This is a genomic window from Oscillatoria sp. HE19RPO, from assembly GCF_024220515.1.
In the GTDB taxonomy this organism is placed as follows: domain Bacteria; phylum Cyanobacteriota; class Cyanobacteriia; order Cyanobacteriales; family Laspinemataceae; genus Laspinema.
On sequence record NZ_JAMXOT010000269.1, the window covers coordinates 1 to 22,925 of the forward strand.

At 47.9% G+C, this 22,925-nt stretch carries 10 protein-coding genes; 4 read left to right on the forward strand and 6 right to left on the reverse strand.

Going from position 1 to position 22,925, the window contains the following annotated elements; all coding sequences use genetic code 11:
• Window positions 1–426 precede the first annotated feature (426 nt).
• Window positions 427–2,127, forward strand: a complete 1,701-nt coding sequence (locus NG833_RS22375) for an adenylate/guanylate cyclase domain-containing protein (RefSeq protein ID WP_254567488.1) — start codon at window positions 427–429, stop codon at window positions 2,125–2,127.
• A 682-nt stretch (window positions 2,128–2,809) separates the two neighbouring features.
• Entirely contained in the window at window positions 2,810–3,238 is a 429-nt protein-coding gene (locus NG833_RS22380) for a peptidylprolyl isomerase (RefSeq protein WP_254567489.1), read from the forward strand.
• Between the two features lie 161 nt (window positions 3,239–3,399).
• On the opposite strand, the gene NG833_RS22385 is transcribed toward NG833_RS22380, so the two are convergent.
• Both NG833_RS22385 and NG833_RS22390 read right to left on the reverse strand, forming a co-directional pair.
• Window positions 3,400–5,802 (reverse strand): adenylate/guanylate cyclase domain-containing protein, encoded by a 2,403-nt coding sequence (locus tag NG833_RS22385; RefSeq protein ID WP_254567490.1) that lies wholly within the window; start codon window positions 5,800–5,802, stop codon window positions 3,400–3,402.
• Window positions 5,786–8,584, reverse strand: a complete 2,799-nt coding sequence (locus NG833_RS22390) for a response regulator (RefSeq protein WP_254567491.1) — start codon at window positions 8,582–8,584, stop codon at window positions 5,786–5,788. Before NG833_RS22390 ends, NG833_RS22385 begins: the two co-directional genes overlap by 17 nt.
• 587 nt (window positions 8,585–9,171) lie before the next feature.
• On the opposite strand from NG833_RS22390, the gene NG833_RS22395 reads away from it, so the two are divergent.
• Window positions 9,172–10,911, forward strand: a complete 1,740-nt coding sequence (locus tag NG833_RS22395) for an EAL domain-containing response regulator (protein WP_254567492.1) — start codon at window positions 9,172–9,174, stop codon at window positions 10,909–10,911.
• A 9-nt stretch (window positions 10,912–10,920) separates the two neighbouring features.
• Here NG833_RS22395 and NG833_RS22400 read toward each other — a convergent pair whose 3' ends face one another.
• The 4 genes from NG833_RS22400 to NG833_RS22415 form a co-directional block, all read right to left on the reverse strand.
• Complete coding sequence (locus NG833_RS22400; protein WP_254567493.1) at window positions 10,921–16,353, reverse strand: PAS domain S-box protein; 5,433 nt, start codon at window positions 16,351–16,353, stop codon at window positions 10,921–10,923.
• A gap of 187 nt (window positions 16,354–16,540) precedes the next feature.
• Window positions 16,541–17,092: a Rab family GTPase gene (locus tag NG833_RS22405; protein ID WP_254567494.1), complete on the reverse strand. Its 552-nt coding sequence runs from the start codon at window positions 17,090–17,092 to the stop codon at window positions 16,541–16,543.
• 8 nt (window positions 17,093–17,100) lie between these two features.
• Window positions 17,101–19,977: an OmpA family protein gene (locus tag NG833_RS22410; protein WP_254567495.1), complete on the reverse strand. Its 2,877-nt coding sequence runs from the start codon at window positions 19,975–19,977 to the stop codon at window positions 17,101–17,103.
• A gap of 87 nt (window positions 19,978–20,064) precedes the next feature.
• On the reverse strand, window positions 20,065–20,673 hold the full coding sequence (locus NG833_RS22415) for a hypothetical protein (RefSeq protein ID WP_254567496.1): 609 nt from the start codon (window positions 20,671–20,673) through the stop codon (window positions 20,065–20,067).
• 667 nt (window positions 20,674–21,340) lie between these two features.
• On the opposite strand from NG833_RS22415, the gene gatB reads away from it, so the two are divergent.
• Window positions 21,341–22,825 carry an Asp-tRNA(Asn)/Glu-tRNA(Gln) amidotransferase subunit GatB gene (gatB, locus tag NG833_RS22420; RefSeq protein ID WP_254567497.1) on the forward strand — a complete coding sequence of 495 codons (1,485 nt, stop codon included), beginning with the start codon at window positions 21,341–21,343 and terminating at the stop codon, window positions 22,823–22,825.
• Window positions 22,826–22,925 lie beyond the last annotated feature (100 nt).

Here is a 22,925-nt window from a genome sequence, read left to right on the forward strand (position 1 = left end):
AAAGATAACGACTGAAGTCGTTACTACGAACTGAAGAAAGATAACGACTGAAGTCGTTACTACGAACTGAAGAAAGATAACGACTGAAGTCGTTACTACGAACTGAAGAAAGATAACGACTGAAGTCGTTACTACGAACTCAGATAAGATAACGACTGAAGTCGTTACTACGAACTCAGATAAGATAACGACTGAAGTCGTTACTACGAACTGAAGATAAGATAACGACTTTAGTCGTTACTACGAACTTGGACCGAATGTGAGGTGCGAAAGTGCGTCTTCTGGTAACACTGAGTTGGGGGGTTTGTTCCGATCGCAGTAACAGGCATGGGTGTTGGTTTTAGGTGAAGTCAGGACAGAATTCTCAAAAAAGAGCCAATCCATGTCATAATTTCCCTGATATGTCCTCTCCCCTCTGGTGGCCTGATGACCCTCCGTAAGAAAACATTACTGGCGATCGGCTTGACCCTGGCTGGGTTATTTGGAGTCGTGCATTTGACATCCTCAACGATTTTACTCAATGGCTTTACCACCTTAGAACAAAAAGAAGCAAGGCGGAATGTCAAAAGAGTTTTGGATGCTTTCTCCAATTATCAGCAGGAATTACAGGCCCTTAACTTTCAGTGGGGGGTGTGGGATGAAACCTATAATTTTATCGAAGATGGCAATTTAGATTATATTGAAAGAAATTTAGGGCCAGTCAATTTAGCATCAATTCGAGCCAATGCGATTCTCTTTATTAATCAAGAGGGTGAACTCGTTTTTGGGCAGGGTTTTGACTTGGTTCGTCAGAAGTTAGTGCCAATTCCAGCAGAGGTTTCTCAGCAGATTTCAGCGACTTCGAGTCAGGTGTTGAATCCCCAAGAATCTTTGGCTGGAATTGTCACCATTAATAACCGTCCCATGACGATCGCCGCCGGACCCATTCTGAATAGTCAGGGAAATCTTCCCACTCGGGGGACCTTGGCGATCGCCCGCTTTCTCGATCGCGAAGAAATCCAGCGCTTGGCAAAACTCACCCACTTGGATGTGAGGGCTTATGGACTCATGGATCCCACTACTCCGGTAGAGTTCCAACCCACGATCGCTCGCTTATCCCAGATGTCCGATGATCCTCCTATCCTGATTGAACCACTCAGTCAAGAATGGATGGCGGGGTATAGTCTATTACGGGATATCTATGGTAACCCAGCAGTTTTATTAGAACTGAATATCCCCAGAGATATTTACCATCAAGGTCAAGCCAGTTCAAGGTATATGATAGTATCCCTGGCGATCGTAGGTCTGGTTTTTGGCTTTTGCACCCTATTATTGTTAGAAAAAATGGTGTTGGCTCGACTATCATATTTGAGCCAAGATGTCAAACAAATTGATAACCGGCGAGATTTAGCCTTGCGAGTGTCCGTCTCTGGAAAAGATGAATTATCCAGTTTAGCTCAGACCATTAATGCCATGTTAGAGACCTTGGAATCCTCAGCAAAAGCCCTGGAAATCGAACGAGAAAAGGCCGAACGATTGTTGCTAAATATTTTACCCGAAGTCATTGCCGATCGCCTCAAAGGTCATGAAGAAAATATTGCCGATACTTTTGCTGAAGTCACGGTGTTATTTGCCGATATTGTCGGGTTTACCCAACTCTCCGCTCAAATTGAAGCCTCAGAACTGGTCCACTTGCTCAATAATATTTTTTCTCGCTTCGATCGCGCCTTGGAACGGTATCAGTTAGAAAAAATTAAAACCATTGGCGATTGTTACATGGTGGTAGCGGGAATGCCGGTTCCCTGTGACAATAGTGCCGTGGCGATCGCCGAGATGGCCCTGGAAATGCAGGCGGAAATCGCCCGATTTAATGCCGAATTTCATCAATCCTTAACCATGCGCATGGGGGTCCATACCGGACCCGTCGTCGCTGGGGTGATTGGGATTAAAAAATTTATCTATGATCTCTGGGGGGACACGGTGAATACTGCCTCCCGCATGGAATCCCACGGCATTCCCGGCCAAATTCAAGTGTCTAGGGCCACCTATGACTGTTTGAAAAATCAATACCGTTTTGAAGAAAGAGGGGCGATCGAGATTAAAGGCAAAGGAGCAATGCAGGTGTATTTGCTCAAAGGACGCTTGTAGGGGGAGGATGGGGAGGATGGGGGAGATGGGGGAGATAGGGAAGATGGGGGAGATGCTTGTAGTAACGACTTCATACCAAATCCGGTTGTGAAAGACCTATTTTACTCTTCAGCCTGCGTAGGCAGGCTTTGTCTGTGTAGCCCCACCCTTGAGGGTGTGGGTTTTTATAGACCTTTAACAACCGAATGGAGTATCAGTCGTTTCTTCGGGTTCGTAGTAACGACTTCAGTCGTTTCCTCGTTACATGGCGTCAGCCATGTAGCGCGCTCTTGGAGGCAGTCCCCAAGCAGGTAGGTGGTAGACCCTGCAATTGCTCGTGTTATGGCTTATGCCATAACACGAGAGCAACGACTGAAGTCGTTACTACGAACATTTCCCATCCTCCCCGTCTCCCCCACTCCCCCATCTCCCTGCAAAATTCCGTGTGGCAAGTTAAAATACTAACCGATAACCACAACGGGAACAGAGGTCTAGGTTGGCTGGGGATTTCAGCGTTCATGGGTTCCCTGGGGTTAAGGCCCTCCAGCCTGACTGATTTAGCATGAAGGAGGGAGCAAGATTTCTTCACTTCAATCCAGTCTATAGAACCCGCTGTTTTAACGGGCTGATGCATAGAGTAAATAGGTGTTCAGCTATAGACTTGGATGCTTTGTTTTCGCAAACATTATTAGGAGCAAACAAAATGACCCAAGCCAAGCAGGGCGATATGGTGAAAGTTCACTACACGGGTAAATTAGACGATGGGACTGTATTTGATTCCTCCGTCGATCGCGACCCTCTGGAATTTGTCCTGGGGGAAGGACAACTCATTGCCGGTTTTGAACAAGCGGTTTTAGGGATGACTCCGGGGGAATCCAAAACGGAAAAAATTCCAGCGGAAGAGGCTTATGGACCCCATCGGGACGAAATGGTGGTGGAAGTTGAGCGCCAGCAACTGCCGGATAATATCCCTTTAGATGTGGGACAACAATTACAAATTCAACAAGCCCCCAACCAAATTATTCCCGTGGTGATTACGGCGATTTCTGAGTCGAAAGTGACGTTAGATGCCAATCCCCCCCTGGCTGGAAAAGATTTGATTTTTGAAATTGAGTTGGTTGGGATTGCTTAAGGGCAAGAAACACCCTTTCAGTTTTGTAAAACCAGAGAAGATTTAGGGTTTTTTAAACCGTTAGGAAAAAGACATCGGCGGGGTTTTGAAGCCCCGCCGGTCTATGAAACTGCCGGGGAAATTTAACCCCAGACTGACGGATTTCAGAAAGAGGGAAACGGCTAGAGTTCGGATTTTGACCCGATGAGAAAATAGGTATTCATTTCTCCCTTTCCTTTGACTGCAATGGTTCCGCGTTTTTCCAGTTTGTAATGCTCCCGCAGTAAATAATAGGTGGTTTCGCTGACTTGAATTCGTCCCGGTAAACTGTGAGATTCCATGCGACTGGCAATGTTTACCGTGTCCCCCCACAAGTCATAAATAAACTTTTTGATGCCAATCACCCCGGCTACCACGGGGCCGCTATGAATGCCAATCCGAATGCTAAAGGACTGCTGGGTTTGCTGATTAAATTGGGTTAAGGCGGTTTGCATATCGAGGGCCATATTCGCGATCGCTTCCGCATGGTCTGCTCGTTCGGTGGGCAATCCCGCGACTACCATATAGGCATCCCCAATGGTTTTAATTTTTTCCAGTTGATGCAATTCCGTGAGGCGATCGAAGGCTGAAAAAATTAAATTCAGCAACTCGACCAATTCCAAGGCAGAAAGTTCCGAAGCAATTTCGGTAAACCCCACCAAATCGGCAAACAAAACCGTGACATTCGCATAATTTTCAGCGATACTGTTCGGTTCCAGCTTCAGGCGATCGACGATGGGTTCGGGTAAAATGTTCAGCAGCAAATTTTCAGTTTTCTTCTGTTGCTTTTGCAGGGCTTTTTCTACCTTAATTCGTTCGGTAATGTTCCTGAAAATTCCCCGAATCGCCACCGGCTTGCCTTCTAAATACTTACAATTCATACTGCCTTGTAAGAAGATAGTCTGACCGGATTTAGTCATAAATTCGGCGGTGACTTCATCAATGGGTTCCCCGGCAAAGATGCGTTCAAAGCGGTCTTGATATTGGGATTTGCTCTGGGGATGCAGCAGTTCAAACACCGTCAGGCGCTCCAGGTCGGATTCACTGTATCCCAGGGTTTCTTTCCAAGCCCGATTGACATATAAAAACCGACCTTCTATAGAAACACTCTGAATCAAATCGCTGGCATTTTCAAATAAATCGCGATAGCGTTCTTCGCTTTCTTGGAGGGCAATTTCGGCTTGTTTACGTTTGATAAATTGACCAATCTGGCTGGCGATCGCACTACAAGTTCCCATCAAATCTTCATCAATCGTCTGGATATCGCGGCTATAGAACCCAATCACCCCAAGCAATTCCGGGGATTGGTCCACCCGGGGATCAGTTTCCGAAGCATCCCCGAAAATCGGGAAGACAAACCCACTATTCAAACCCGCTTGCACTAAGTATTCTGTTCCCAGCCACTTCATCGCTTCCCGAGGGAGATCCGCTGTCCACACCGCCTCATGAATCGCCCACACCCGACCGGGTAATCCTTCACCCTCAGCTAATTGGGTTTTTCTATTCTGTCGCAACGCTTCCCATTCCGGGACCCGGTTGTGCCACAGTTGCAGACAAGTGAGACAATCCGGTTGAGATTTTGACTCCCTCGACAGCTTAGACAGAGGATAATCTGCACTGCCATCGTGGGTTTGCGCCTGCCAAATTTCACCGACATCCCACTCTAAACTTTCACATAAGGCAGGCAACAGTTTCGGTGCCGCCTCGACCAGATTTGCCGATTCCGACAAAATCCGAATCGTCGCGGATTGTGCTAAATTCCGTTGTTGTTTGCGCTTGCGATCGGTGATATCCCGACCGATATAAACCAAATCGGGAATATCGGCTGCGGAAACATTAATCACGGCACAGGAAAAGGCCACATACACTTTTTTCCGAGTTTTGGTGTGGCAAATGATTTCTACCGGGGACAAGCCGGGTTCATCTCGTTCCATCTGGGACAGGAAAAATTCTTGAACCAAATCCTGATGATCTTCCACAATTTGGGAAATCTCTTTTCCGAGTAATTCCGCTTCAGAATACTCAAATAAGTCCAGGGTGCTTTGATTAACTTTTTTGATTAAACCCGTTTCACTGGTGACGATTAATGCCTCAGCCATCGAGGAGAGAATTTGCTCGATATACCGTTTGGATTCCGAGAGGGCAGCTAGGAGAAGATTGGTTTCATTGGTGGCTTGGACTAAGCGCTGTTCCAAGCTCATGCGATCGGTGACATCTTCTAAAAAAACGATGAGTTGTTGTCCCTGGCTCTCTTCTGTTTGCACGACATACATATCAAAATAAACCGGCTTCCCCGCTTCGGTAAACCGACTCAGGGATTTTAAATCAAAGCTGATTTGCCGTCCTTCTAAAACCTCCTGTAAGAGGTCCTCGACTCCGATCAATTCGGGAAAGGCCAGTCCCACCTCATCATTGACTTGAATGGGACCGGGAGAATCAGAAAATCGGTCCACTCCTGCGGAGATTTTACGGATGGTTAAGGCTGAATCGAGGATCAGGTACTCAATGCCGTGGACAACTAAAAATTTTTTAAAGAAGGGGTTCATTCTCCCAGGCTCGCTCTACAAAAATAACGAATGCTTGATAGGCTTCAGTTAATTGAGCGAATAAATCAGATAGATTATCTGTTTTACCTTGCTTGGCGTCTCGTTCCAATTGGGCGGCAATGCTACAAATTTGTTGAGCTCCGACATTCCCACTCGCACCCTTAATATAATGCGCTTCTTGTTTGAGGGTGGCTAAGTCTTCTAAGGAAACGCTTTGGAGTGATACGAGATGGGTTTGTAGTTCTTCAATAAATGTTTCTAGCAGCTCTTTCCGAAAAATCGAATCTCCTTGAGAAATTCGTTCAAGACGTTCCAGATCCAGGATCTGGTCTCCGGAGGAGCGATCGCCCGCGTCAACGGGTTGAAAGCTAACTCTTGCTCCGCTCAATTGATTGACCCATTTTGATAGTATAGCCTGAAGTTGTTCCGGACAGACTGGCTTACTAATATAATCATCCATTCCAACGGCTAAACATTTTTCCCGGTCCTCCTTCATGGCATGAGCCGTCATGGCGATGATCGCGGTATGCCTGGGGTTACGGACTTCAGACTCCCCGGTTCCCCGTTCTAAGCGGCGGATCTTGGCGGTGACTTGATATCCATCGAGGACCGGCATTTGGCAATCCATCAAAATGATATGATAAGCATGAGTCTGCCACAATTTCAGCGCTTCTTCACCCTGATTGGCAATATCGGCTTGATATCCTAATAGCTCCAGTTGTTTAATGGCTACTTTTTGATTAACGGGATTATCTTCCGCTAAAAGAATTTTGATGGGAGTTTGTCCGGTGTTGATTTTATCTTTGGGATAGGCAACCCGGTCTGGCTCTGTTGCGATCGCTAGGCCCGCTGCACGACAAATGACTTCTAAAAACCTTGCGGGTTTAATGGGTTTAATTGGGCAGTTGCAAAAGCCACTGTTTAAGGCGGTTTTGACGAAATTGCGCTGATGGGTCGCGGCGATCGCAATTAAAGGAATGCTGGCAAATCGCGAATCCCGTTTAATCTGTTCAGCTAAGGCAATTCCCGTAATCTTCGACATTTCTAAATCAATCACCATCAGGTCATATTCGATGCCTTGCTCCCATTGAGTTTGCAAGAACGTGAACGCTGTGTCACTCTCAGTTTCTTCCACTTGCATTCCCCAACGGCTGACGCGATCGCCAATCACCATTCGCACCACTTCACTGTTGGCTACGACTAACAACGACAGCCCCGCTATCTCCGGCGGTGCTGATAGCTTATTAATGGGAATCTCGGGCTTTTCAAATGGAACTCTAAACCAAAAATTTGACCCTTCTGATTCCCGACTTTCTACACCAATTTCTCCCTCCATCAAAGTCACTAACTGTTGGCAAATCGCCAGTCCCAACCCCGTTCCTCCATATTCCCGAGTCGTCGATGAGTCCACTTGGGAAAAGGGTTGAAAAAGCTGACCTTGGTTTTGGGGCGCAATCCCAATCCCCGTATCCATAACCGAGAACAACAGGGTCGTTTCCTGGGGAGTTTCGCTCACCCGTTCGACTTGCAGGACCACATAGCCCTCCTCGGTAAACTTAATCGCATTTCCAATCAGATTCGTGAGAATTTGCCGCAATCGGGAGCTATCTCCCCGCAACCCGAGGGGGATATCCTCCTCGATAAAAGAGGCCACTTCTACGGATTTTAAATGGGCTTGGGGGGCCAATAAATCGATGACTTCTTCCACGGTAGTGGCTAGGTTGAAATCTAATTGTTCGAGGTGCATCTCTCCGGCTTCGAGTTTGGAGAGGTCTAAAATTTCATCAATCAAGGTTAAAAGGGCATCTCCACTGGTGCGAATCGTGTCGATAAAGTCCCGCTGTTCAGCGGTTAAAGCGGTTTCTAATAATAACCCCGTCATCCCCAAGACTGCATTCATCGGGGTGCGAATTTCATGGCTCATATTCGCTAAAAAGTAACTTTTGGCGATGGAAGCCTGTTCTGCTTCTCGACGGGCGCGGTCCAGTTCCGCCGTGGCCCGTTGACGCTCGGTAATGTCTCGGCCAATATAAACTAAATCCCCATAATCATCGAGTTCAGTGCCAATGGCTGCAATGGAGAAAGAAACAATGATACTTTCTCCTTGTTTCGTCCGACAAATGCCTTCAGCGGTTGTCAAAAGGGGGGGGGCACTGGGGGAATGGTGATGCCGCTCAGGGGGTAAGAGTTCTGCGCTTTCAATCAGGAGAGAAATCGGCTGACCAATCAGTTCAGACTCTTCGGAATAGCCAAATAAATTAACGGCAGCAGGATTGACATTTTGAATCCGACCCCGGCGATCGGTCACCAACAAGGCATCGGCCATTGATGTGATGATTTTATCGGTGTAAAATTTGGCTGCCTCTAGGGTAGAAAGCAGCAGGTTAGCTTCATTAATGCGTTGCACTAATTCTTGCTTTAATACCATCGTTTCTGTGGTATTTTCTAACAGGATTAAACCGCGCTGTTCCTCGGTTTCAGCTAGGGTCGGGTCCGCTATCAAGTACAGGTCGAAATAAAGCGGATTGCCCGATTTTAGAATGCGGGCAATGCCTTTGATTTCAAACCCTTCCCGCTGTCCTTGAACGATCGCCAGGAATACCTCTTCGAGACCGATGAGTTCGGGAAATCCGCTCCGGACATCCTCTCCCACCCCGACTCTAGCGCCCCGGGATGCAAATTCCATTGCGCCAGCAGATGCCTCAATGATGTACCAGTCGCGATCGACCCCTAGGTACTCCATCTGGCGAGGAGTGAGTAGTTTATTGAGAATCGGGTTCATTTGGCATTTCCGGTTCACTAGAAAAACACTGTGGGCGATTTATTTAGGATGCCCACTTTGCGGACTGGATTCTAAACATTTATTAAAAGGATAGAAAAGGATGCGATTTCACAGCCTGACACTGCCACCATCCCCAGCCCATTGCTTCTGTATTTTATCTCTTGCTTTTCAGGTTTTCATCAAAAAGTTTCAAGGGCGATCGTTTGGGAATTGATATTTAAACCCGTTTCGGATTGAGCCTCCCCTAGACGTAGGGATCGGGTATGGTAAAATAAAATAATATTTGTTTTTAGCCTCAAAGGTTCAGGACCCTAAGAATAGCCTAGGAGACGTTCAGGCTCGTTCAATCCTAGGCAAGAATCTTGAAACTTCCAACGTGCGATCGGGCCAACTTGTCGAATCAAGTCACAGATCGCTTAAAATTTGTCAAGCTGACGCCGGTGGAGTCCTCCCCGGAGCCTGGTCTGGTAAAAGAGTTCAATCGAAGCGGAGAAAATGGTGACAATACAGTATTGCGGCCATTTAGGGTGTGGTTCAACCGAGACGTTAATCGGTCAAGAAAACTGTCAGATCGGGTTGTTGAGTCTATGAAAAAGAAAATACTGATTGTCGAAGATGAAAATTCGTTTCGCAAAACCGTGATCAAAATTCTGAGTTCGGAAGGTTTTGATGCCATTGGTGCCGAAAATGGCAACATCGGGGTAAAATTGGCGCAAACGGAACAGCCGGATTTAATATTGTGCGATATTATGATGCCTGGGCTGAATGGTTATGAAGTGCTGACGATCCTGCAACAGGACCCCACCACGGCGATGATCCCGGTGATCTGTTTAACCGCCCAGGAGGACCGTTCCTCTATGCGTCGGGGAATGGAACTCGGTGCCAGTGATTATCTGACGAAACCCTTCACTCGCACCGAACTGATGGGGGCGATCGCCTCCCAACTCGCCAAACGGGAACGGCTGAAGGAAGAACAGACGAATGCCGTCCAAGAGGCGATCGCCCAACTCAACGCCCTCGTTTATTACGACAGCTTAACCAATCTTCCCAATCGCTTAATGCTGCGCGATCGCTTCGAGCGCACCCTCCCCTGTGACGAGGCTCAACCCGGCTTCATCCCCGTTGCCATCCTGAGTTTAGACCAGCTCAACCGCTTCAACAATACTCTCGGCACCGACTACAGCGACTTATTACTCCAAGCCGTCACCGAGCGGACCCTCCAGTATGTGGGACCCGAAGGAACCGTGGCTCGGTTAAACAGCGAGCAACTGGCCTTAATTCTCCCCCCCTTAACGGAAAAACCTCAAGTCGAAGAAACAGCGCGCCATCTCCTTGGCCTATTTTCCCACGGGTTTACTGTCTTAACCAACGAAGTATTTCTCACCAGTAGCATTGGCATCGCCCTCTATCCCGATGATGGTCAAGAAATTGATAGCTTGCTCAAATCCGCTAACTTAGCGATGCACCAAGCCAAAGAACAAGGCGGGAATTGCTATCAACTTTACACTTCAGCCATTGAAGAGAAATCTTACGATCGCCTCATGCTAGAAATGAGCTTGCGGCAGGCATTAGACCGCAATGAATTCATCCTTCACTATCAACCCCAAGTTCACTTACAAACCGGCAAAATTGTCGCAGCCGAAGCCTTAATCCGCTGGCTTCATCCCGACCGAGGCTTAATTTCCCCCGCCGAATTTATTCCCATCGCCGAAGAAACCGGACTGATTGTGCGCCTGGATGAATGGGTCTTGCAGAATGCCTGCGAACAAGCCCAACTCTGGCAACAGGCCGGATATCAACTCACCATTGCGGTCAACTTATCCGGACTGCAATTTAATCAACCGGGTTTAACCCAGCGGGTCATTCATATCATCCGAGAAAGCCAAGTCAATCCCTGTCATGTAGAAATCGAACTCACCGAAAGTGCCCTGGTTCAAAATCCCGATCTAGCTATCTGCATCCTCCGAGACCTCAAAGACTTCTCCCTACAACTTTCTCTCGATGATTTTGGCACCGGCTATTCGAGCTTAAGTTATTTGCAACAATTTCCCTTCGATACCCTGAAAATAGACCGTTCTTTTGTCAGAGACTTGCTGACTAGCCCCAAAAATGCCGCCATTATCAATGCCATCATCCAACTGGCAAGACAGCTTAAATTGAAAGTAATTGCCGAAGGGGTAGAAACCCGTGAACAATATGATTTTCTCCAAAAAAATAACTGTGATTTAATCCAAGGATATTACTTTAGTCCCCCCCTAGCCGTGGACGCTTTTGAAGCCCTGTTAACCGAACGACTGCATCATTCCTCCTGTGTCAAAGACCTCTAAAACCATCCCCTAGGCTTCTTCCTTGAGGGTGGCAATAAAGAGGTGAAGGCGGGTAAAAATTATCTCTAATTCAGCCACTAACTCTTCCAGACCATCGGGACACTGCTGATTAGCTTGAAATTCAAGTTGACGGGCAATATTGGGCATGGAGAGGACAGCAACGGTAGCCGAACCTCCCTTAAGCTGATGAGCGCGACGGCTTAAAGCGACCCAATCTTGAGTTTCTATATAACGCTTGATATCCTCAAAATAAACCACCGCATCTTCCATAAAAGTTTCCAGGAGTTCTAACTCAAACTCCTCATCTCCCCGAGAAATTTCATGGAGGCGATCGAGATCAATGGGCGCTTCATCCCGGGGATCAGAGATAGCGGATTGACAAGGGACTGTTGGCGGTTGTGCTGGGGGGGGAATAGTCTCTTGAACACCGCTGATGGTTTCACCCCAGTGACGCAACATCGCCGCTAACTGGTCGATATCCACAGGTTTACTAATATAGTCATCCATTCCGGCTTCTAAACATTTTTCCCGATCGCCTTTCATCGCATTGGCCGTCATGGCAATGATGGGAGTATGACGAGAGGAACCTTCGCGATCGCGCAACGCTTGAGTTGTTTTATATCCATCCAAAACCGGCATCAAACAATCCATCAAAACCAGATCATACTGTTGCTGCTCCAAACAGTCTAGTGCTTCCTGTCCATTCTCCACACAGTCGGCAGCATACCCCAGTACCTTCAGTTGGTTTAAAATCACTTTTTGGTTAATTGGAGTATCTTCCACCAATAAAATTTTCAGATTTTTTACAGGTTCAAATACCGGACTAGATCTGCTAGAATCTTCCCGCAGGAATAACCCAGGAGAAACCTCCAACGGTTGACCCTGAAGCGCTTCGGTCAACCGTTCTAATAACCGAGAGGCTTTAATAGGCTTGAGTAAATAACCCGCCGCCCCTTTTTTTAGGAGGCTTTTTACCAATTCATGTTGATGAATTGACACCATGACGACCCATTTGAGGTTGGAGAAACTGGGGTCAAAAATCAGGGCTTTGGCCAGAGTTTCCCCATCGGATCGAGCATTTTGGAGGTCAATTAAAACCAGCGAATACGGATTGCCTTGGGCGTAAGCATGATGCAAAGCGACGATCGCCTCCGATGAATTCGCCACCGCCTCACCCTGAAGATGCCAAGACTCTAAATAGGCACAAATCATCTGCCGACTCGTGGCATTAGCGTCCATGACCAACAAGCGCAAATCCCGAGGAGATGGCGCTAATTCCGGCAGCACATTCACCCCACCTAGAACGGTTTCAAAAGTCGCCGTAAACCAGAAGCGCGAACCGACCCCCACGGAACTTTCCACCCCAATCTCACCCCCCATTAACGTCACCAATTGCTTACAAATCGCCAATCCCAAACCCGTGCCTCCATATTTGCGCGTCGTTGAGGCATCCACTTGGGAAAAGGATTGAAATAATTTATGTTGATCCTGAGCATTGATGCCAATTCCCGTATCCCGGACTTCAAAATATAGGGTAGTAGTCGTGGGAGTTTGAATCTGTAAAGAAGCGTGAACCACAACTTCACCCTTCTGAGTAAATTTCAGAGCATTTCCGGTCAGGTTCATTAACACCTGACGCAGCCGAGTTGGGTCTCCGATTAAAGTCGGGGGAATCTCAGAGTCTACCAGGTAGATTAATTCCAGTTGCTTACTTTGTGCCTGGGTGGCCAGTAAATCAATGGTTTCTTCGATACAGCGGCTTAAATTAAATTCGATGCAATCCAGGCGCATTTCCCCGGCTTCGAGTTTAGAAAAGTCAAGGATATCATTAATTAAAATCAGCAAATTTTGGCTGCTGGTTTTCAGGGTCTTGACAAAATCTTGCTGTTGGGAAGAAAGGGGAGTTTTGAGGAGTAAATCGGTCATGCCAATCACGCCATTCATGGGAGTTCTAATTTCATGACTCATGTTGGCGAGGAATTGAGATTTCATGCGGGAGGCTTGTAGCGCCTGTTCTCGGGCCTGGACTAATTCATTAATCACTTGAGTGACGATGATAATGCCCCCGATTTGATGTTCTGAGCGGTACCAAGGTTGCACCGCCCAGCGCAGATAGAGTTGGGTGCCATCGCTGAGTTCAAAACATTCTTCCGGTCGGGAGAGCACTTCTCCTTGGAGTGCAGCCTGATGAATAGCGGTGATGTTTTCCGATGCTGGTAACTGCTCATAATAGGATTGTCCTAGGAGAGATTGTCCCTCCAGGCTGTAATCTTTTAACCAACAGTTGCTATAGGCCAGATAGCGCATTTGAGTATCAAACATTGCCATTGCCACCGGGGCATTGGTAATAATTTGTCGTAACTGTTGGCGTTCCTGTTCGCGGACTTGTTCGATGCGCTTGCGATCGGTAATATCGTTGAGAGAACCGGCAGTGCCAATATAGTCATTGCGATCGTTAATATTTAAGCGTTTCTGAACTTCAACCCAGCGATAACTCCCCTCTTTGGTGAGGAATCGGGCTTCGTGGCGGACCGAATCTTGTTCGCTATGGAGGAGGGATTCAAAGGCTTTTAAAAAGTTGGGGCGATCTTCAGGGTGAACAAAGGAGAGGAAAGGTTGGCCCACACTTTCGGCGATGGTAAATCCGGTGATGTCGGTCCAAGCGGGGTTGAGGAAGGTTAAATAACCGCGTTTATCCCGTTGGAAAATTACTTCACTTAAATTTTCAATAACGGAGCGATATTTGTTTTCACTGGCGATGAGGGCGGCTTCGGCCCGTTTGCGATCGCTAATATCCCGTTGAATTGTGGCGAAACATATTGGCTGATCCCGTTCCGGATGTTTGACTAGAAATAAACTGGTTTCCATATCAAAGCATTGGCCAGTTTTAAAGTGACGCAGTTTGGTTTCCCCCTGCCAATGGCCGGTTTGCATGACCGTGGGAATGGCCACTTCTTGATATTGCCTCCAGGTTTCTGGAGCAAAGTAGTGGGACATTTCGGTTTGATAGACCTGTTCGAGGGAATCGAGTCCCACCTGGAGGCGACCGGCTTCGTTGACATAAAAGGCTTTTCCTTCTAAGGTGGCCATGCCGATAAAGTCTTTGCTGTTTTCAACGAGGGCGACAAATTTGCGGCGTTCTTCATCCGCTTGTTTGCGATCGGTGATGTCGGTATGGGAACCCGTCATCCGGATGGGGTTTCCCTCGGAGTCCCACTGGGCTTGACCCCGAGTTAAAATCCATTTATATCCACCGTCTTGGGTCCGAACCCGATGTTCTTGGGAGTAGGAGGACCCGGTATTGGACAGGTGGGCTTGCATGGCTTTGCGGCAGGGTTCTAGGTCATGGGGATGAATCCGACTTTCCCATTCGGCAAAGGGGTGAAATTGGTCTTGGGATGCATAGCCGAGCATTTCTTGGCCGCGTGCGGAGAGGAAGACCCGATCGCGTTTCAAATCCCAGTCCCAGATGCCATCGGAGGTGCCTTTGATGGCAAGCTGCCACCGTTCTTCACTCCGGCGCAAGGCGGCTTCGGTTTTCTGGCGTTCGGCGATTTCCCCTTGCAGGCTGTTCAGGGTTTCTGATAGCTCGTGGGTGCGTTCTTGGACTCGGCGTTCTAATTCGTCATTGGCGCTTTTCAAGGCGTCTTCGGCCCATTTGCGTTGCAGTTCGGCAGCGGCGCGGGAGGCAAAGACGCTGAGAATGGCGTGGGCTTCTGGGTCTACTTCTAGGGGTTGGTCGTGGAGAATGCAGAGGTTGCCGATAGGCCGGTTCTGGGAGTCGAAGAGGGGAACGCCGAGATAGCCCACGGCATTGATGGGGGCAAGGGCTGGGGCGTTGGGGAAGAGTTCCTGGAGGCGATCGCGGTAGTGGCAGAGTCGGGCTTCGGAGATGACGACTTCACAGGGGGTGTTGCACAGTTGATACTCGAAGTTGTCCGCAAGGCGATCGCCACACCAAAAGGCTAGGGTTTTTAATTTTTTCTCTTCGGTCCCCTCTAGTTGGGACAGCAACACATAGGGTACTCCCAGGGCGGTTGCCAGATGTTGCACCAAGACGGGAAAGAATTCTTCTCCGGTAACGGCGGCGGTCCCCGAGATGATGTTTTGCAGGGCTTTTTCGGCTTGTTTGCGCGCGGTGATATCCTGCATGGCAACTACAGCCCCGAGGTTTTCTCCCTGGGCATTGACGAGGGCTTGTCCGTTGGCGACTAAAATGCGCTTTTTGCCCTGTTTGGGCAAGATTTCCATTTCCTGCTCATAGACTCGTTCTCCCTGCCATGCTCGATACAGGGGGGTCTGTTCAATGGGCATGGGGGTACTCTCGTCGGGATGGTAAAACTGAAAGTGTTCCCCCCATTGGGTGACGGATAGGGGCTGTTCTGGTAGTCCGTAGACTTCTTGGCTGGCTCGGTTCAAGACGCTCAAGGTGCCATCGGCGTCACAAGCGATGATGCTGTCTTGGAGGTTGTTGAGTAAGGCGTTGAGAAATTCTCGTTCTTTTTGCAAGGCGGCTTCGGCCCGTTGGCGATCGCCGATTTCGCTTTCTAGTTGGCCGATGGTGTACTGTAAGGTGCGGGTTCGTTCCTCGACGCGCCCGGCTAAGGCGGCATTCATTTTGGCGATCGCCGCCGAGGTCCGCTTCCGTTCGGTGAGGTCCCGTCCGACATACACGACTTCTTCAATTTCCTCGTCTTCGTTGCGGATGACCCCTCGGGAAAATCCCACCGCTATGTCTTCGCCTTTTTTGCTTCGGCAGGTGACTTCTATTTCGGTTTTCCTCAGATAATAAGCCTCTTCTGCTTGCTCATCAGACCGTCCAGAATTTATGATTTCTAAGCGTTGAATATTGGGGATGATTTCCTTTAAAGGTTTCCCGATTAATTCTAATTCACTGTAGCTTAATAGTTCCCCAGTTGCTTTGTTTGTTTTTTTAATTAATCCTTCGGCAGTACAAACGATAATAGGGTCAAGGGCAGTTTGAAAAATTTTATCTAAGGCCGATTTAGCTGAATTTAGTCTATTTAATAAGAGATAAGCCTCGTTTTCTCGCTGGACTAAGGTTTGCCGTAAAACCATGCGTTCCGTGGCATCTCCAAAGAACACAAATAAGCGATCGGGTGGGTGGTTATCCTGGGAGTGGGCCACGATCCACAAATCCAGATACAAAGTCCCCTCGCGATCGGAACAGCGATTGATCCCTTGTAATTCAAAACTATTACAGCGCCCTTCCAGGATATCGACCCACACCTGTTCGATGCCAATTAACTCGGGATATCCCTCCCTGGCATCCTGTCCCGCTTCAACCTGTTCGGGATGCTCCGCAAACCGATGGACTTGGGGGGATTTGTCTAAAATGATCCCATCTGGATTGATGACGAGATACTCTAAGCTGCGAGGGGCTAAAAGTTTTTCTAATAGGGGATTCATGCCAGTCGTCATGTCTTTTCGGTCCTCCTTCTCTCTATCATAGGGCAAGGGTCGGTCCAGTCGAGGGAAAGCACCGGAAACTCTTGAGGAACGCTTCACTCATTAGCATCCCATCAGAGTCTCAAACCCGGGAATACTCCTCTTGTTTCTCGACTGAACCGACGCCCGAAAAATCCCCCATCAGTTAAGTGAAGATGAGTTAAGTTTTTACTAGGGTTTGAATCGCCAATTTATGGAAAATTTCGTCCACAAATTCTCCAGTCCGGGCTGAGGTGGAATAGATGCCTAAAACCAATTCAGATCCGGGAGAAACTCCGGATACAATGTTCTGACATAATTCCTGGAGTTTTGGAATTTTTTCCGGTTCTACGAGGTCAGCTTTATTTAAGGCGACCATCAATGCACCTTTGGGATTGACCGAGGCAAATAGCTGAATATGTTCGGCAACTCGTTCGATGGTTTCGGTGCGGGTGACATCGGCGACAATTAACGCACCGCCTGAACCTTGGAGATAGGAAGGGGCGATCGCCTTAAACTTTGTGTGACCTTCCAAATCCCAAATTAATAACTGCATTCCAATGGGTTCAGCCCCTGCTTCTTTTTCCACTTGCAGGGGTTTGCGAGAAATTTTCACCCCGACGGTGGAGAGATATTGGTCACTAAATTCCCGGTCCACAAATCGGCGAATTAAACTGGTTTTTCCGACGCCGAAATCCCCAATCATGCAGATTTTCTTAGAAATGGTTGACATAATGTTAACTAATTTTTGGGTTCGGGTGTGATGGGTTCAAAAAGAACAACCCGCCCGAGTAATTTAGGTTGGCTAGAGTCTACGTCTTGAGGCGGGTTGCTATCCCCGATCGCCTCTAAACGAGTGGGTTGTATTCCTAACTGGATCAGGGCAGTTTGGACCGCTTGCGCCCGTTGCAACGCTAACCGTTCGTTAATCTGACGAGAACCTGTGCGATCGCTATGACCAATGATCCTGAGATTTTTGTCCGGATATTGTTCGAGAAACTCCTTCAGACTTGCCAGAGTCTGTTCATAACTAGGATTTAACTGAGCAGAACCGGCATCAAAATAGATCCGAGTTTGAATCGTCACCGGGTCAAGTTTCAGGGTACTCACCACAGAGTTAACCCCAGGAATTTGCTGGAATCCTTGGACGATTTGCTCCGCTAGGGACATCTCCATGACAGTCCCGGCAATGGTGACGGTTTGCTCCTTATAGTTAGCGGTAATTTCTACCCCGTTTCTCTGATTGAACACCTCACTAACTCGTGCCACTTCCCCTCGAACGAGGGTAGAATCCGGGGGGACATCAACGGCAATAATTTGATTCTCTAAGGTGCGATCGCCTGCCGCTGTTGCCGCAATAACTTGGGCCCGTTGACGCAATTCTGGATTCGGTAACTTTCCGGATACAATCACTCGATTCCGCTTCGCCTTCACATCGAGGCGATACACCGCTAATTCTGGGGCTGAACTCAACGCCACAGCAACTTGGGACTGAATCCGGCGTTGGGTGGAACTATAGTAAAAGAAGCCAATCCAAACTACCAGCATTAAGATACCGCCAGCCAGAAATAACCCTAATAAGGTGTAAGGTTTTCGGTCAACTTTTGGAGCATTTGATTCTATGAGTTGATCGACTAATTCTTGAATGCGAGGGGGAACATTTGCCGGGTCTCCATCAAATTCCTGAATCGGTTGCTCATAATCCAGGATGATAGTCGTCACCATTTTTTGCATTTTTTTGATAAAGGCTTTGCTCGGATTGCCTTTAACAATTACTGCTAAATAGCAGTATCCTCCTACTTCCAGAATGATTTTGGAATCCCCATATTCAACTTCACTTAATTCAGAAATTTCCCCGGGTTTGACAATACAATCATTGACAAAGCTGCGAATCGCTGTGAGCATTCCGGCAACCATTTCTGATTCTAGGCGGTAGTCTCCCTCTTCCTGGGCTTCGGCAATCACTAACCCGGAGGCTTTGTGAATTAAAAAGACCGCTTGCACGACAAAGGGAATGGATTCTTTGAGAATCAGTTCGGCTTCAGAAACCCCCTGGACTTTAGCGCGAATTTTGCGTTCTACTCCCTCCACACTCAAAGCGTTAGCCACTTTGTCATTAATGGACTTAATCGCCTCGGTCATATATTTGCTAATGGTATTGCCAATCACGGGATAGAGGGCATCGACCATTGCATCGCGTTCTAGGCGAATTTGTTCTTTGATGGTGCGTCCCATTTCGGGGGCTAAGACTTGGGCGATCGAGTTGCGATCGAGTCGGATTTGTTCTTTAATGGCCATTGCCATTTCCGGTCCAAGGGCCTTGGCGACATCTTGCGGACTCTCTTTGATTTGTTGGGTAATGGCACTGGGTAGGATGGAAGCGATCGCCGAACTCATGGCTGCTTTATTTTCATGCGATCGGTTCTTAATCACTTCATCAATAATCGGAACCAATGCCTGGGCAACTTCTTCTTTGGAGTCGGTAATTTTTCGACTGAGAATTTCCGCAATCCAGGGTTTAAGCAGTTCAATCAGCTTTTGCGGGTCATAAATCTGACTTTCCAAAGATTGTAAGTTAGCGTTGGTTTGTACCAGCAATTCGCGCAGTCCAGGTAAGTCATTTTCGGTCAGGGATTGCTTGAGGCGATCGAGTTCCGATAATTGCGAACCGAATAAAAGCTGCTGCAAACTTTCCATCGGATCGACGGTTTGTAATGAATCAGCACTCACCGGGTGGGTTTGCAAAGACTGTCCTGGGGTTTCTATCCCAAACAGGCTTTCTAATTGCTCCATTCCGGCTAACACCGCCTCGCTATTAGCTCGCAATTCGGATAGTTCGGGAATCACCGGAGCGTTACTCTGAGGTGAATAGGTGTTCAGAGTGGGCCATTTCTCTTCTTCCGAGTCGCTTTTTGGAGGTTGAACCGGGCTGGGTTCATCCCGGTCTTTATTCGTTTCTGTGACAACTGGGTTATTAATAGGGTGGGTTGGGTTAACGTTTGGATTTGAACGGGATTCTGTTGAAAAGGGTTCGTTAAAATAGGTAGTAGAATTCCCCTGATGGGTGAGGTAATTTTCGGTTAAATCGCCATCGGGTTCGGTCCATCCCGGTGGGGTCTGCGGTTTTGCACTTACAGATTCCGGGTTGAATTCAGAACTGGCTAAGAACTCATTCTCATCAGGAGAATGAGCCTTTTGAGTGACATTTTCTCTGATTGTTGCTGATGAGTTCGCTCCGGCAGGGGTGGGTTGTTCGGCTCCTTCGGCGATCGCATAATGGTTGACGGTAATGGTTCGCCATTCACCATTTTGGGGAGGTTTAGGAGAAGGGCGATCGCGTTTTTTAATAGCCCGATCGCGTCCGCCATTTTCTACCGACTCCCCCGATTTCCATTCCCGGGTTACGGTGCGATCGGTGGCGAGCTTGGGTGAAGTTTGGTCATTGAGGGGTTCGGACAATTGGGTCCTTTTTACAGGGTTCCCCCCAAGGGCTTCGAGCAACACATCGCGCAAGTTTTCCAGGGGATCTGGCGCGGGTGGTATTTTTTCATGATTTACGGTCTTTAACCACTCTTCGTCTTCGATACGCTTAACTTGCTTTTCCTGTGACAAATCCATGATTATGCCCCCTGCCAACTCTCTTCATCCGTCGGTTATTCTGAGTCTAAAAAAACCGCGATCGGCCCTGATTTTAATCGACCTTATTTACTCGCCATTGCGGTGATCCGGTAACAGGAGATCTGCCGTAATCTGAGTTTCGGCAGCTTCGCGCAGTTCCGGTGCAAACTCGGTTCCTTTCAGCCTCATCCCAATTTCAAATAAAATTTCTGCCATATCATCTCGGGCGATTTTTCCTTCTTTTAAGTTGGAAAAACGCCGTTCCACTTCTTCAAATACTCGCTCTCGCAAGGTATGAATGTTCTCTTGATGAGTTTGTTGGATTTCCATGATTTGTTCTCGAATGGATTTGGTTTGCTTATCCAGCGACTCATCCAGGGATTCAATGGTATGAGAAATTTTGGCTTTGGTCCGTTCTAGCTGTTGCCGCACGTCGGTCAAATCTTCTTGGGTGTTTAAACTCACGCTTTTAATTCTTTTCTCCAGGGCCTCTACTGCTCCGCGCATTTCAGTACCAGACAAATTTTTGACTTCCTCGATGCGATCGCGAAACTCTTTTTGTAACAAAATCAAGTTAGCCTCGATTTGTTCAAATCGATGATTATAGTCGCGAATCTGTGACCCGACAATAATCTCGCGAATCTGGTCAATATTGCCCAGCCGTTCTCTCATTTCATCTCGACTGAGTTCATTCATAGAAACACCTCTTATTTTGTGAATTAGGTTTGATCAATCAAATCTTACCGCTTTAAGAGCCATTTGGCTATTACCGGGAAACACAGTTTTGGGTTTAGTGCCAATCCCTCAGAGTTCCACTCGATCGCCCGGTTCTTGACCATTTTTTTGTCAGGGACTTCCGGGCGATCAATTCCCACTTTTTTAGCTGATACTCCAATTCAAGCAAAGTTGGAGCACCAGTCAACTCGTTTGCGGGCAAAACCTTCGTAAATATTTACAATGGCTTAACCGACTCCCATTCACCCCCTCACGGTTGATGGGTCTGACCGCTGCCCTTTCAGTCAGAGTTTAAACGCCTGTTTTGAAGCTGTAAGTGGTCTGTTTTGCCGTTGAGTTCTGTCCCGATTGTCCTTCCCCCTTCAGGGATTAAGGGGAATCTGGCGCTATTATCTCACAGATTGGTCAAATTGTCAGTGATTCAAACCTTTATTCTCAAGATTTACACTCGCTTAACTTTCCTGAATTATTAAATGAAATTATTTATGTATAATTGGCAATTTGAGATTTTAATCAAATCAACTGAGCCCGTAAATTCTGGATGATTGGGAGGTTCTATTCCAACAGGAGGCATCAGGAAGGCTAAAATAAGAACGGTACTATTGCATAGTCGCTTATTTAAACCTTCATGACGCCTTCTGCACCCGTAACAACGAAGTACGAAGCGATAATCGGACTAGAAACCCATTGTCAGCTCAGTACCAAAACCAAGATTTTCTCCAATTCCTCTACGGCATTTGGTGCACCACCCAATGCCAACATCGATCCAGTCTGTATGGGGTTGCCTGGGGTGTTGCCAGTTCTGAATCAAAAAGTCCTCGAATACGCCGTAAAAGCAGGACTGGCACTCAACTGCGAAATTGCGCCTTACAGCAAATTTGACCGCAAGCAGTATTTTTATCCAGATTTACCGAAAAATTATCAAATTTCTCAGTATGACTTGCCGATCGCCGAACATGGCTGGCTGGAAATCGAACTGGTAGACGAACAGGGAAATGCCACCCGCAAGCGGATCGGCATTACCCGTCTGCACATGGAAGAAGATGCGGGAAAACTCGTCCATGCCGGAAGCGATCGCCTCTCCGGTTCCACCTACTCCCTAGTAGACTACAACCGCACCGGGATTCCCCTAATTGAAATCGTCAGCGAACCGGACCTGCGATCGGGACAAGAAGCGGCAGAATATGCCCAAGAACTGCAACGGATCGTCCGCTATCTCGGCGTTAGCGACGGCAATATGCAAGAAGGCTCCCTGCGCTGTGACGTCAACATTTCCGTGCGTCCCGTGGGACAAGAAGAATTTGGCGTCAAAGTCGAAATTAAAAACATGAACTCGTTTAGCGCCATCCAACGGGCGATCGAGCATGAAATCGACCGCCAAATCGACGCCATCACCAACGGCGAACCCATCTACCAAGAAACCCGCCTCTGGGAAGAAGGCAGCCAACGCACCATCAGTATGCGGAGTAAAGAAGGCTCCAGCGATTATCGCTACTTCCCCGAACCGGATTTAGGACCCATCGAAGTCTCCTCCACCCAACTGGAACAGTGGAAATCCGAACTCCCGGAACTCCCCGCCCAAAAACGCCATCGTTACGAAACCGAAATCGGTTTATCCCCCTACGATGCGCGGGTGCTCACCGACGATCGTGCCGTGGCGGAATATTTTGAAGCCACCCTCGCGGAAGGTGGGGATGCCAAACAAGCCGCTAACTGGATTCAAGGGGATATTACCGGCTATTTAAAAACCGAAAAGCTGAGTATTACCGCGATCGCCCTGACACCCGTGGCCCTAGCCGAACTCACCGGCTTAATTACCTCCGGGACCATCAGCGGCAAAATTGCCAAAGATATCTTACCCGAACTGCTCACCCAAGGCGGCTCACCGAAGGAACTGGTAGAAAGCAAGGGATTAATTCAAATCTCTGATACTTCCGCCTTGGAAAAAATGATTGACGAGGCGATCGCTGCTCATCCCAAAGAAGTCGAATCCTACCGCAACGGCAAAACCAAGCTCAAAGGCTTCTTTGTCGGACAAGTCATGAAACTCAGCGGAGGACGTGCGGACCCCAAGTTAACCAACCAATTGGTTGAGCAAAAGCTCAACGGGTGATGGATTGGTTATTGGTTATTGGTCATTGGTCATTGGTCATTGGTCATTGGTCATTGGTCATTGGTCCTTGGTCCTTGGTCATTGGTCATTGGTCCTTGGT

What these genes read in the sequence shown, in the direction of transcription:
- NG833_RS22375 (WP_254567488.1), top strand. Translation starts at nt 427, where the DNA reads ATGACCCTCCGTAAGAAAACATTACTGGCGATCGGCTTGACCCTGGCT.
- NG833_RS22380 (WP_254567489.1), top strand. Translation starts at nt 2,810, where the DNA reads ATGACCCAAGCCAAGCAGGGCGATATGGTGAAAGTTCACTACACGGGT.
- NG833_RS22385 (WP_254567490.1), bottom strand. Translation starts at nt 5,802, where the DNA reads ATGAACCCCTTCTTTAAAAAATTTTTAGTTGTCCACGGCATTGAGTAC.
- NG833_RS22390 (WP_254567491.1), bottom strand. Translation starts at nt 8,584, where the DNA reads ATGAACCCGATTCTCAATAAACTACTCACTCCTCGCCAGATGGAGTAC.
- NG833_RS22395 (WP_254567492.1), top strand. Translation starts at nt 9,172, where the DNA reads ATGAAAAAGAAAATACTGATTGTCGAAGATGAAAATTCGTTTCGCAAA.
- NG833_RS22400 (WP_254567493.1), bottom strand. Translation starts at nt 16,353, where the DNA reads ATGACGACTGGCATGAATCCCCTATTAGAAAAACTTTTAGCCCCTCGC.
- NG833_RS22405 (WP_254567494.1), bottom strand. Translation starts at nt 17,092, where the DNA reads ATGTCAACCATTTCTAAGAAAATCTGCATGATTGGGGATTTCGGCGTC.
- NG833_RS22410 (WP_254567495.1), bottom strand. Translation starts at nt 19,977, where the DNA reads ATGGATTTGTCACAGGAAAAGCAAGTTAAGCGTATCGAAGACGAAGAG.
- NG833_RS22415 (WP_254567496.1), bottom strand. Translation starts at nt 20,673, where the DNA reads ATGAATGAACTCAGTCGAGATGAAATGAGAGAACGGCTGGGCAATATT.
- gatB (WP_254567497.1), top strand. Translation starts at nt 21,341, where the DNA reads ATGACGCCTTCTGCACCCGTAACAACGAAGTACGAAGCGATAATCGGA.